Here is an 11,785-nt window from a genome sequence, read left to right on the forward strand (position 1 = left end):
GTGAGAACGAACCCTTCGTCCCTAAGAAGCCATCTCATCCGCTAAGCCACGCCCCGGAACTCGCCGAATACGGAGGGGTTGTCACCGATTGGGCGGTGCTCGTGCTTAGGCGGCTCCTCCACCCGGGTAGCGTAGCCAAGCGACGCGAGCCTTGCGACGACGGCTTGCGTCAGTTCGCGAGAATGGGTTTCGACGCAAATCGCGGGGTGATGCCGCTCAAGCGCTTGCATGGCGCCGTCGAGCACCTCAAGCTCCGGGCCATCGACGTCGATCTTGATCACGTCCAATCGGTCGAGCGCATTCTCGGCGATGTAGGCGTCGATCGATCGGGTGGGGATCGACGTCGAACCGTGGCAATTCTCACGCCCCACGTAGCAGCGCTCGACTTGAACCTCAGCCAACGGCCGGTCGCGATTCAGGTCGAGATTTGGCCGGATGTCGTTACCGCGGTCCGAAGGCTCGAAGGCGAAGACGCGTCCCCCGGTGGCTAGCAACGCCATCTGCAGGGTCGCCCACCCCTCGGCGGCGCCGACGTCGAAACACACGGCGTCCTTCGTAACGTTAGCAGTGAGCCATTCTTGCAGCGACTGTTCGTAAACGCCCCGCCACACCTGAGTGTCGTGGCGCAGGTCGAGCAACATCCGCCGGCCACGCAACGAACCGCCCCGGATTCGGGCCGGGTGCGGGCCCTGCCGGAAGACCGCACACTTCACGAGTTGCTTGATCGGCGTCAGCAGACGGCTCATTGGTTGGTCCGCAGGTACGGGGGGTGGGTCGCTGGCGCCGCGGCGCCGATGGGTAGCGGCGCGAACGCAAGGCCGATCGTCAGCCATAGCACGACACTCATATCGCCCCCCATGAAGAAGGCGGAAGCCAAGGAGGCGACGGAGATCGCAAGTTGAACGGAGCCCGTGATCGCATATGGTTTCACGCCCGTTAGGTCGTTCTTCGCCGCGTCGTACAGGAGTTTCCCCAACATCGCGACGCCGGTAAACCACAGCAACCCGCCGGGCAAACCAAGCGAGTAGAGCACCGCGCCGAAACCGTTATCGAACGCCGCCAACGAGCTCGACGCCCCGCTGACCTTCGCCGCCGAGCCGTAGCCGATCCCCCGCCCGAAGGGCGTCTCGGTGACCAAATCGACGAGTTCGAATGCGAAGTTTTTTCGGGTTCGGAAGCTATGGTCATCGCTGAGGCTCGTAAACGAGTCGAGTCGGTCCGACACCAAATCGCCCCCTGGGAGCAGTGTCGAGACGGCCACCCCGATCACGGCGACAACGGCGAAGCCGATCGCCTCAGAAGAGCCGCGGCTCCCCTTCAGAAACACGAACGAGACGAGTCCAACCAACGTCGACACCCAGCAGATTCTCACACGCGACAGTAAGAGGGCGCTGCCGATCAGCAGCCCATGCAGGGCGCCGCACACCGGCTTCGGCCGGACGCCGGCGATCATCAGCCCTATCGACGAGGCCCAGAAGGCGGCCGCCGGGCCGGTCGAACTGAGTGTTCCCCAGACTCGTACGCTGTTGACTTTGGCCTCACCCATGCTGCTGGTCATTCCCGACTCGCGGAGCCACATCGCGTCCCACGGAGGCAGGTAGAGGAACTGATACCAACCGTACGCCGCGACAACGGCGGCAAGGGTGACCACGAAGCGCAGCACCGATTTCCGCTCCGCCAGTGATGTCGGCCGGACGGCGTAGTACGGCACGAACAGCAAAGGGAGCAGCCATCCCGAGGCGTCGATAACGGCCGCCTTGCCGTAGGCGGCGAGGCCGATCGCCGTGGCGACTGCGATCGGCGCGCCCATCAGCAGCAGGCACTGTCGCAATTGGTGCGGCGCCTGGCGCCACCGAGGAGCCGTGCAGATCACCGTGGTCAGCATCGCCATCATCGGCAGCAGGCTCAACGCGGTGAGTGACTCGAAGCCCCCCTCCTGCCAATCGATCAGACGGCGCACGAAGCGGCCCAGAACCCAGACCGAGATCAAGAACGGAGCGAGATGACGGCTGTCGCGGATCGCCATCTGATAGCAGACCACCAGCACGGCGATCGTGACGACGAGGTCAGGCACCCGCAGAGCGTCGATCTGGGCGCAAGCGAAGAGCGTTAAGGTATGGAGCCCCAAGCAGAGCGCGACGTACTGGCCGCGTGAGGCGACCTCGGCTGCGCTGGCTTGGCGGGCGCCGGCGAGCGGCGTCCGGGCGGCTTGCGGCGGCGGATACGGGGGCGGGGATGGCGTCATGCTCGCTTCGCCTCGGGCAAGGCGGGCCGTTGCGGGTCGAGCGGCTGATCCTCGGCGTCACGCCACCAAGTCCGCAGCCCGTTGACCCGGCCGAGTTGGGTCGCGCGCCAGCGCCGTAGCGCCTGCGACGACGTTTCGCGACCGGTCAAGACCGCGCGAAGAGACTGAGCGACGCCCGGCGTGATCCCGACGCCCATGAGCGTGCCCCACGCCAGGTACGCCGCTCGCTGAACGGGGCCAAGCTGGTCGAACAGCACCAGCGTTTCGTTGTGGACCATGTCCCGCAAGGCGTCGGCGTTGAAACCGCCGCGGTGGTTGTCGTCGCCGTCTTGGCGTGGCGCGGCGTGATGGACCAGCGTGATCGCGGGGTCGTAGATCAGCCGCCACCCGGCCCGCTTGAGGGGCAAGCAAATAGCGAGTTCCCAATGGACGACGTTGCCGGCGCCAACGAGCCGCGTGTCGACGCCCAGGTCGCGCAGCACGTCTCCCCGGAAGCAGCAGTTGACCCCTTTCAGAAAATCGACCTCGCGAGGATCGCCCTGTCCCGCATGGTGATTGCCGATCATCCTGCCGAACCACTGCAGCCTGCCGACCGTCAAAGCCGGTCGCGAGGGCTCGTCGATCAGGTCGCGGCCCCCCACGCCCCCTACCCGTGGATCATCAAACCGCGCCGCGAGGCGCTCGAGCCAATCGGCCGGGGCCTCGGCGTCGTCATCGGTCAGGGCCACCAACTGACCCCGGCTCGCGGCGACGCCGTTCCGCAAGCCACAGGCGAGGTTGTCTCCCGGCCGCAGCAGCACCGCTCGGACAAGCCGCCGCTCGCTGTCAGGCAACGACGCGATCGCCGTCGCCGTCGCCGTGTCGTCGCTCCGATAAGAGACCAGCACCTCAAGCGGTTCATGCGACTGCGCATGCAACGCACGCAGGCACCCAACCAGCACGTCGGGCCGGCGATACGTGGGGACAATGACGGAGATGTCGATCGTGGCGTTCAAACTTTCGATACGTCGGTGGTTCGTAGCAACGGCTGGAGGGGCTCGGATTTGTGCATGAGGAAATCAAGAAAAAGTGAATAGCCTTGGATCGCACCGCGCGCCGACGCCGTCGCGCCGGCGACGCCACGGGCGCGGAGCCGGTGCAGCAGCAGCCGACCGACGCCAACCGTGGCGAACAGCAACGTCCCCCCGAGCGATCGATTGTAGCTGAACTGCCGCTTCAGCCCGGCGTAGACCGCCGACGCGTCGATTAACTTCGCGTAGAGATCTCGATTCGAGGGCGACGGATAATGATCAACAACCAGGGTGGGGGCGACCTCGACTCGCTTGCCGAGCGCGATCGCGTGCTGCGTGATGTCGGCCTCCTCCCAGCCGTACCGAAAGCGTTCGTCGAAGAGCGCCGCCTCGAAGAGCCCACGCGGAAAGAGAGCGGCGTTGATAACGACGCAATTCGCCTTCCCATCTTCCGCGGGGCTCATGTGCGCCCAAAGACCGCAGTAAGCCGGCTTTGTCAGCCAGGGCGTTTCGGCCTCTGGTTGGAAGTCGTACTGATAACCCGTCACGACGCAATCGGTATCAAGACCCGCAACGACGCGTTCCGCCTCCGCATAAAAGCCGGGCGGCACTTGGACGTCGTCGTCAATAAAATGGACCCAGTCGCCCCGGCACCGCCGCACCACCGCGTTGCGATTCGCCGACAGCCCCCGGCGGGGGCCCGGCGCGTAATGGACGCCCGCGAAAGACCGACAGACCTCCTCGGATCGGCGGTCATCGGCGGGTGAATCGTCGCTCACCAGCACTTCCAACGGCGGCGCGCCCGATTGAGACAGCGCCTCGAGCGCCCGGCGCAAATCGTCGGGCCGCGTCATGGTGCAGATGCAAACCGAGATCGCCATGACTAGTCCCTCCCGCGGGGCGGTTCGATGGCTCGCCCGCCGGGGCAGAGTGCGGCCCGGAAGGTTCCGCTGTCATGTCGACGCCGAAGGATCGACAGCCGCAAGAAAAAACTCGCCACGAATCCGACAGCAAACATCGCAATGGCCTGCGACGGATGGTCGCCGAGACGGGTGGCGGCGCGGACACGGTCGCTATCTTTCAGAGCCGGGTCGCGAGTCGGTTGGGGCGTAAGGCTCTGGTAAACCGCCAGTAGGGCGGGCAGAACGACTTGCGGAGAATACTCCGCAGCAACCCGCGCCGCCTCTAGTCCGCGACGCCTTCGTTCTTCGTCGTTCGCCAAGGCGCCGTGGACCGTCTCGGTAAGCTTCTTGATGTCACCGACCGGCGCCAGCCAACCGGCTTCGCCCGGCGTCACCACCTCTCGGACGGTCGGTAGGTCGTACGCAACGGACGGCGTCTGCTGCACGCCCGCTTCGGCGAACACCAGACCGAATCCCTCTTCGTACGACGGGAGTAGGAAAAGGTCGGCGGCGGCCAGCAAGGCGTCCGCGTCCTCAACGCGTCCGACGTACCGCAGCCGCTCCGCCGCGGCGGCCCGCTGGGCGATCGCTTCAGCCGCCGGGCCACTCCCGGCGATCAGAAAGACCGTCTCGGGCGACTCGGCGGGCCAGCCTTCCGCGACATCAGCGACGTCAAAAACACCCTTCTCACGCACCGTCCGCCCCAGCGTCACAACGAGTCGCTGCGACGCTGTGAGCCCTAAGGCGTCGCGCGCCGCTTGGATTTGTTCCTCCGAAGCCTTTCCGCCAGGCACACAACAGGGGACGCGCCACACGCGCTCGGGCCCGAGCGCCGCGCCCGCCAAGCCGAGGGCGTGGTGGGTCGTGACGGTGAAGGCGTCGATCGCCCGCCGGGCCAGCCACTGCTTGATGCGATTGGCGCCGGTGATCTTCGGCCAAACGATCGTGTGGTGCAGCGTCGCCACGACACGTTTGCCGGCGAGTTTCGCCGCCCACAACTCGTTCCAGATCAAGCCGTGTGGCAAGGCGTAGTGGAAGTGGACGATCGCTTCCTCTCGGGCGCGGAATCGTCGCCACAACGAGACCAGCCGGCCGATCCCAAAGCACGCGCCGCGGCGGTCGTCGATCACGCGGACGGGAATCCGCCGTTCGTGCCACGCCACGACCGAGGCGTCGACCGGGTCGATACTAAGAATCCAAAGTTCCTGCGCAGCGCCCAAGCGGGCCAGCTCGGCGGAAAACTCTTGCGCCTGCCGCTCGATGCCGCCGATCGCGCCCGAACGGATCACGTGCAGGCTAGACGCAGCAAGTTCGCTGTGCGTCGTTTCCGAGACGACGTTACTCATGGCGACTCTCCGAGACGAGCGCCACGCGAAAAACCGCCGCGGAAGAAGGCCGCCACCGCACTGACTGTTGCGCGGGCGCCGTACGAACTCATCGGCCGATAGCGCGAAGCGGCTAAGCCGAAACGGACCGCCTGCGAGTATCTCTTCTCGTCGCGTGCGAGCCAACTGGCCCGATACGCAAGCTGGGCAAGCTCTTGATTCATCTTGGCGCCGCGTCGCTTTGCCGTCGCCTGCAACGCCCGAAAGACCGACGCCGCCTGTTCTGCCTGCCGGCTGCCGCAGATAGAATTGCCGTGGCGCCGGTAAAGAAGCAACGCTTCCGGCAAGTTCTCGACCACGGTGACTTCGGAAAGTCTTAGGAAGAGGTCGTAATCTTCCGCCGAAGGGTAACGGTCGTCGTACGGGTGCTGGTGCAGCAGCGAAGCCCGGACCATCACGGTCGGGTGCAGCACGCCGCACCAACCGGTCTGGGTGGCGCAACGATCGATGTCGGCGTGGCTGAGGGGGCGTCGCAATTCGTCACAGGGCACACCCTGCTCGTCGACCACAACCGCCGCCGTCCCCACGACCCCGACTTCGGGGCGGGCGTCTAGCAATTGCTTCGAAAGCGCCAGCCGCTCAGGCAGCGCGATGTCGTCGCCGTCCATCCGCGCGATGAGGGCGCCCCGGCACTGGGCGACGCCGGCGTTCAGGGCCGCGACGATCCCGCCGTTCGGCCGGTCGATGACGACGATCCGCGGGTCTTCGGCCGCGTGGCGGCGGAGGGTCGCCAGCGAGCCGTCGGTCGAGCCGTCGTTGACGATGACGAACTCAAAGTCGCTGAACGTCTGGCCGCGGATGCTCCGGACCGCCTCGTCGAGGTACGGCTCGCAGTTGTACACCGGCATCAGGACCGAGACCGGCGGCGGATTAGAGAGGGGCGACATCACGCGACGAGCAACACGGCGGTTTCGGGGAGGCGCTCGGCCGATCCAGGGTGGCCGACGTGACTTGCGGAGGGACTGCTACTTGCGGAAGGATTGCTCAAGCATGACGCGTCCGCAGTGGGCGACCGAATCGTACGGACGACCGACCAGGGCTCGCATGCTGCCGTTGACCAGCTTGTCGACGCCGGTGGCCGCCAAGCGGACGACGCGGGGGTGGGTCGCCTTCCGCCACCGCTGCAAGGGGAGGTGGACCCGGTCCACGACTGTCGTGGCTACGCGCGACGTCCATCCACCATACTCGCGATTGAGCGCTTTGCGCTCGCTCCAAGCCGCCAAACCGCCCACGGAAGTCTTATTTTCGCCGGTCATCCGGTACAGGCTGAGCACGTCGTCGATAACCCGCCATTGGCAGCCGATCGCCGAGAAGTGGCACCAGAGCTCGAGGTCCATCGTGTAGTGCAGGTCTTCCCGGACCGCCTCGTTCCGCAGCCGGCTCCGCCGGTAGAAGCAGCTCGGCTGCTGGACCGGGTTGTCCTGCGGCATCTGCCGGAGACTCGCCAGGTCGGGGCCACGGTCGACCGAAACGCCGGACTGCACGTCGAGCAGGCGGGTCCGTCCGGCGACCAGGTCGCAGTCGGGATGCTCGCGGAAGACCGCGGCGACGGTCTCGAGGGCGCCGGGGAGCAACTCGTCGTCGGAGCAGAGCCAGTTGACGATCTCGCCGTTGGCGCGGGCGAGGCCCTTGTTGATGGCGTGCGACTGGCCGCGGTCGGGCTGGCTCTCCCAGTAGGCGAGCCGCGGCTCGTAGTGGCGGAGAATGTCGACGCTGCCGTCGGTGCTCCCCCCGTCGAAGACGAGGCACTCGACCTCGGGGCCGGTCTGCGCGAGGACCGACTCGATCGTCCGCCCGAGGTACTCGGCGCCGTTGTAGTTCGGGATGACGACAGAGATCTTCAAGGAAGGCCGCGGGGTGGGGGCGTCGGGGAACTCAGTTGTATCCGAACCTCTGCATCAACTCGCCAGACTGCTGCTCAATCAGCGTCACTTCCTCGTCGGTGAGCGTCGACTCCCACTGCCGCGACTTCCCTTCGCGGAAGAAGGTGGCGTCCTTCTCGTTCTGCTCTCCGCCGTGTCGCTGTTCGACCTGCTTGAGGTTTTCGAAGCGACACGCCTCGATCGCGGCGTCGATCTGCTCAGCAGTGCACTCCAGCGAAAGCAGTTCCGCGGTCTGAGAGACCACGGCCGCGCAATCGGTCAGCATGTCCTCGTAACGAAATATCTTGAAACGAGGGTTGAGACGCGATGCCGCGACCGCCCCCTCAACGTGACCTCTCCAGCTCCCGAAGGTATGGTCGGCCGTAGCGATGAAATCACGCCGACTCCCCTGCCAGCGGCCGCGGTCTGCTTCGTAGTGGTAGTACGAAATCGCGACGTCGCGCGGGTCCCTCACAAGGTAAATGCAAGTGGGATAGAGATCAAAAAACGGGAAATGGGTCTTGAAGACACGGTTCGCCCCGATCGGACGCGGCAGTTCCCCCGGCTTATGAAGGTCACGCACCAGGGTATCGAGGTTGCGGAAGGAGACCGTGCCGGATGAGGAGGCGAGGTGGGCGAGCAGGAAACGCATCCAGGTGTTTCCACTCTTGGGGTACGACGCAACGAAGGCGTAATCGGCAGCTAACGGCCCGATGCCAAGCGCCGGAAGCCGGTAGTCGTAGCAGCCGATCCGCTGCATGACGTGACGCAGCGAAGCCTTAACGCCGGGCGGCATCGGCATCCTGGCGGCTGCGCACTGCAGACTCGAGAGCAGGCGGGGCATGGCGGGTCGCCTCCTAACCAAGCTCGAGTTGAAGCGGAGTACAAACGAAACCATCCGTGCCGTGGAGCGGAACAACGCCCGTTGCGTGTACGTCCGACGACGGCGCGTCGAACCGGGCCAAGCGCTCTACTTCCGCCAGCATCTCGACACCCGTCTCAGCGAACCAAACGCCACAGGTGTACGACCCCTTCGGGAGCACTCGCAGGAGGCCCGGGGCGGTGAATCGCAGACGCTGCACACCTGCAAATGTCGGGAGCGACAAGCGGGTCGTGAAAGGACGCCACTTGGCGATCGTCACCCCGTCGGGGCCGGCGACACTCACCCCCACCCCGAGGCGCGGGACCCGATTGAAGCCTTTGAACTGCAACTCGAGCGTCCAGTCGTCGCCGTCCTGCCCGATCGCTTCGACAGAGAGTTCGCCCTCCAACCGGTCGGGAGAGTTGATCGCGATTGGCTTCCCCAACTCGTCGACGTCGGTCATCGCCATGTAGTGCGAGAGCGCGGGCTCGGTCGCCGCGTGCGTCGCAACCGACCCAGAACTGAGCACCACGCAGCTATGACACAGCTTGCTGACGGCCGCCATGTTGTGGCTCACAAACAAAACCGTCCGGCCGCCGCCGGCCACTTGCTGCATCTTCCCCAGGCACTTGCGCTGGAACTCCGCGTCGCCGACCGCCAGCACCTCGTCGACCACCAAAATCTCAGGGTCGAGGTGCGCCGCCACCGCGAACGCCAGCCGCGTGTACATCCCCGAGCTGTACTGCTTGACCGGCGTGTCGAGGAACCGCTCAACCTCGCTGAACGCCACGATCTCGTCGAACTTCGACCGCACCTCACGCTGGGTCATCCCCATGATCGAGCCATTGAGGAAGACGTTCTCCCGGCCGGTCAGCTCGGGGTGGAACCCGGTCCCCACCTCCAGGAGCGACCCGACCCGACCGTAGACAGCGATCTGACCGGTCGTCGGCCGGGTGATCTGCGAGAGGATCTTGAGCAGCGTGCTTTTGCCGGCGCCGTTGCGGCCGATCACGCCGACCACCTCGCCGCGTTGCACGTCGAACGACACGTCGCGGAGCGCCCAGAACGTCTCGCTCGGCGGGCGTCGCACGAACCCGCGCGCTGTCCGTAGGGGGTGGCGGACCGCCCCCGCCAGGCGCTCGGCGGCCGACTGGTACGACGAAGAGCCGCCCGACTGGGCGGCGCCGACGTGGTACTCCTTCCCCACGCCCTCGAAGCGGATGGCGAGATCAGACGACACTATCCGGCCTCCTGCTTTTCCCGGCTGCGGCCAATGCCCGCCAAGCCTCTTGCACTGGCTTACCGTCGTGGTCGTAGGCTCGGCCAAAACCGAAGGCCTGAAGGATCCGCTCGGCGGCGAGATGCTGATCGGGCGTTGCGCCGCCGTCAAGCGTTCGCGAAGCATCGCCTGGTTGCGATCGCCATGTCGTCTTAGATTGACGACTCAGATGCGGTCTTGCTCGTTCCACGTCGTCTCTTCCAAGAAATCGGAACAATTCGTCGAGAACCCCCGTGTCGGTTAGCAGCTCTTCGTAGTGAACGACATGGCATCGCGGGTTCGTGAGCACTCCGCTGTCTACCAGAACACGGTACGCGATCGCCCACGACAAGACGGCGCGGTCAAACGAGGGTGCGGCGTCGATCTCCGCAATCAACGGCATGAAGGGATGCAGGTGGTCAGCGACAAGTTCGTGATCATCTTGGTAATCTGCGCTCGAGGCATAACGCCATTGATATTTTGCTTGCGAAGCGGCCGTCGCAAGCGGGTTCCGCACAAGGAGAACCCACTTGTGCTCAGGAAACCATCGGAGAAGCCAGGGCAGATAGAGGAGGCAACTGATGTCCTTGATGATCCGGCGGTTGTAGAGCAGTCCTCGGTTGTAAGCGTCCGGCACCGAGTCTTTCGACCGGCCCCCCAGTATAGCTGACGCCACGTCATATCTGTCGGCGTCGCTAGATTCAGGGCGGGTGTAGCCCCGGTTATCGCCAAAGCCCCGGCAGAGCGGGGTCTCTGAGAATCGACGCGAGTGGGTGAAGGGTTCGAACAAGTACCGATGATCTCGTCGATAGTTGATAATCTCCGATAGCCAGGTGGTTCCACTCCGCCCCTTCCCCATCACCACAACGACATCGGATGGGGGCGTCGTGTCTCTTACAACGTGCGGGTAGACGCGTCGGAATAAACCTCTCGCGTGCCGATAAAGTCGGCTGTTTCTTACTCCGGAGTTGACGTTGAAGCGATTCGTTAAGACGCCTTCGGAGTAGCGATGCGAGTTGGGGCACTCCGTGGAATGTTCTTGGGAGTCGTCGCCGATCACCAACTTAGTCAGGCGGCAAGCCTGTGCCGTATCGCTGCGGAGCGCCACTAGCAACGGGCCAACGCGGTTGCAGGTCGGGACGACGACGGATAGGAGTGGCTGAGTCACAGAGCGTTAGCAGGCATTTCACGAAGCGTCTTGGAGCTTTCGGCGGCGCCTCCGAGCGGCCTCTTCTTCAGACGATATCGGCGAACCGGTCCTCCATACGAGCGAAGTAGGCAAGCCCCACCGCCATGCAAACCGCGGTGCTAATCGCGCCGACGGCCCACATGGCCGGATGGGCGGGTGTGTCGAGCAGGCACCAGCGGAAGAACTCGATCGGACCCGCCACCGGCAGCAAGCCGTAGAGCGGCCGCCAAGCATCGGGCAGGCGACTGGCCGGCCAGAAAACCGGCGCGGCAAAGATGGCGAATTGGGTGATGAAGGGGACCACATACCGCACATCGCGGTACTCGACGTTCAACGCGGCGAGCGGCAGTCCCACCGACAGAGCGGCGACGAACGTCCAGAGCACGGCGACCGGCAGCAGAAGCACCTGCAGAGGCGGAACAAACGTCGAGGTCCCTGGCAGAAACGGCAACAACGCCAGGACAACCAGAACGAGCCCGAATTGGACCATCAGATCGATGAGCGTCACCATCACGGCGCTGACCGGGATGATGAGCCGCGGAAAGAAGACCTTCTTAAGCATGTTCTGGGCGCCAACCAATGACACGCTGCTGGTCTGCAGTCCCGTATTGAACAGCATCCAGGGGAGTTGGCTGACCAGGTAGAACAGGAAGGCGGGCTCGACGCCGTCGGTCCCGACGCCGGCGGCGCGGCCGAAGACCATGACGCCGACCACCGTAAATGCGATCGGTTGAATCAGCGCCCAGGCGGCGCCAATCACGGTCTGCTTGTAGCGGACCTTGATGTCGCGCATCGCAAAGATGACGAACAACTCCCGATACCGCCAGAGCTCGGCCACATTGATGGCGCGCCACCCGGTTGAGGGCCGCAGGTAGCGGGCCTCGGGCTGCGTCGACGCGGGAGCGGGCGGGTCGCCGCGACGGATCGCGTCGACGGGGCGGTTAAGGCTCGTGGTGGCTGGCATAGCAGTAACAATTTACGATCTCGAACCGCCAACCATGGCCATCCTTCCGACGAAAGCGGCAAACCTGGCCGACCTCGATGAACTCTTCTGTTGAATTAGCCGCACTAC

11 protein-coding genes are annotated in these 11,785 nt (G+C 65.0%); all 11 read right to left on the reverse strand.

Features of this window, described 5'->3' with window-relative positions:
* Nucleotides 1–41 precede the first annotated feature (41 nt).
* Nucleotides 42–746 carry an FkbM family methyltransferase gene (locus Pla108_RS10355; protein ID WP_197526462.1) on the reverse strand — a complete coding sequence of 235 codons (705 nt, stop codon included), beginning with the start codon at nt 744–746 and terminating at the stop codon, nt 42–44.
* Nucleotides 743–2,245: a hypothetical protein gene (locus tag Pla108_RS10360; RefSeq protein WP_146444853.1), complete on the reverse strand. Its 1,503-nt coding sequence runs from the start codon at nt 2,243–2,245 to the stop codon at nt 743–745. Before Pla108_RS10360 ends, Pla108_RS10355 begins: the two co-directional genes overlap by 4 nt.
* The gene (locus tag Pla108_RS10365) at nt 2,242–3,240 is read right to left on the reverse strand and encodes a glycosyltransferase family 2 protein (protein WP_197526463.1); all 999 of its coding nucleotides are present in this window, start codon (nt 3,238–3,240) and stop codon (nt 2,242–2,244) included. The genes Pla108_RS10360 and Pla108_RS10365 overlap by 4 nt, the downstream gene beginning before the upstream one ends.
* Nucleotides 3,237–4,136, reverse strand: coding sequence for a glycosyltransferase family 2 protein (locus Pla108_RS10370; RefSeq protein WP_146444855.1), 900 nt, complete (start codon nt 4,134–4,136; stop codon nt 3,237–3,239). The genes Pla108_RS10365 and Pla108_RS10370 overlap by 4 nt, the downstream gene beginning before the upstream one ends.
* 2 nt (nt 4,137–4,138) lie before the next feature.
* Nucleotides 4,139–5,503 (reverse strand): glycosyltransferase family 4 protein, encoded by a 1,365-nt coding sequence (locus tag Pla108_RS10375; RefSeq protein ID WP_146444856.1) that lies wholly within the window; start codon nt 5,501–5,503, stop codon nt 4,139–4,141.
* Nucleotides 5,500–6,429 (reverse strand): glycosyltransferase family 2 protein, encoded by a 930-nt coding sequence (locus Pla108_RS10380; RefSeq protein ID WP_146444857.1) that lies wholly within the window; start codon nt 6,427–6,429, stop codon nt 5,500–5,502. Before Pla108_RS10380 ends, Pla108_RS10375 begins: the two co-directional genes overlap by 4 nt.
* A 78-nt stretch (nt 6,430–6,507) precedes the next feature.
* On the reverse strand, nt 6,508–7,386 hold the full coding sequence (locus Pla108_RS10385; protein ID WP_146444858.1) for a glycosyltransferase family 2 protein: 879 nt from the start codon (nt 7,384–7,386) through the stop codon (nt 6,508–6,510).
* A gap of 31 nt (nt 7,387–7,417) precedes the next feature.
* A complete protein-coding gene (locus tag Pla108_RS10390) occupies nt 7,418–8,248 on the reverse strand; it encodes a sulfotransferase domain-containing protein (protein ID WP_197526464.1) in 831 nt (276 codons plus the stop codon).
* A 13-nt stretch (nt 8,249–8,261) separates the two neighbouring features.
* Complete coding sequence (locus Pla108_RS10395) at nt 8,262–9,506, reverse strand: ABC transporter ATP-binding protein (RefSeq protein ID WP_231934417.1); 1,245 nt, start codon at nt 9,504–9,506, stop codon at nt 8,262–8,264.
* Nucleotides 9,496–10,383 (reverse strand): sulfotransferase, encoded by an 888-nt coding sequence (locus tag Pla108_RS21305; protein WP_231934441.1) that lies wholly within the window; start codon nt 10,381–10,383, stop codon nt 9,496–9,498. Before Pla108_RS21305 ends, Pla108_RS10395 begins: the two co-directional genes overlap by 11 nt.
* Before the next feature lie 376 nt (nt 10,384–10,759).
* Nucleotides 10,760–11,677, reverse strand: a complete 918-nt coding sequence (locus Pla108_RS10405) for an ABC transporter permease (protein ID WP_146444862.1) — start codon at nt 11,675–11,677, stop codon at nt 10,760–10,762.
* Nucleotides 11,678–11,785: the final 108 nt, after the last annotated feature.

Origin of the sequence: Botrimarina colliarenosi, assembly GCF_007859955.1 — a bacterium.
Taxonomy (GTDB): Bacteria; Planctomycetota; Planctomycetia; order Pirellulales; family Lacipirellulaceae; genus Botrimarina; species Botrimarina colliarenosi.

Bases quoted from the DNA above. Each gene is read 5' to 3' on its own strand.
- Pla108_RS10355 (WP_197526462.1), bottom strand. From the start codon at position 746: ATGAGCCGTCTGCTGACGCCGATCAAGCAACTCGTGAAGTGTGCGGTC.
- Pla108_RS10360 (WP_146444853.1), bottom strand. From the start codon at position 2,245: ATGACGCCATCCCCGCCCCCGTATCCGCCGCCGCAAGCCGCCCGGACG.
- Pla108_RS10370 (WP_146444855.1), bottom strand. From the start codon at position 4,136: ATGGCGATCTCGGTTTGCATCTGCACCATGACGCGGCCCGACGATTTG.
- Pla108_RS10375 (WP_146444856.1), bottom strand. From the start codon at position 5,503: ATGAGTAACGTCGTCTCGGAAACGACGCACAGCGAACTTGCTGCGTCT.
- Pla108_RS10380 (WP_146444857.1), bottom strand. From the start codon at position 6,429: ATGTCGCCCCTCTCTAATCCGCCGCCGGTCTCGGTCCTGATGCCGGTG.
- Pla108_RS10390 (WP_197526464.1), bottom strand. From the start codon at position 8,248: ATGCCCCGCCTGCTCTCGAGTCTGCAGTGCGCAGCCGCCAGGATGCCG.
- Pla108_RS21305 (WP_231934441.1), bottom strand. From the start codon at position 10,383: ATGGGGAAGGGGCGGAGTGGAACCACCTGGCTATCGGAGATTATCAAC.
- Pla108_RS10405 (WP_146444862.1), bottom strand. From the start codon at position 11,677: ATGCCAGCCACCACGAGCCTTAACCGCCCCGTCGACGCGATCCGTCGC.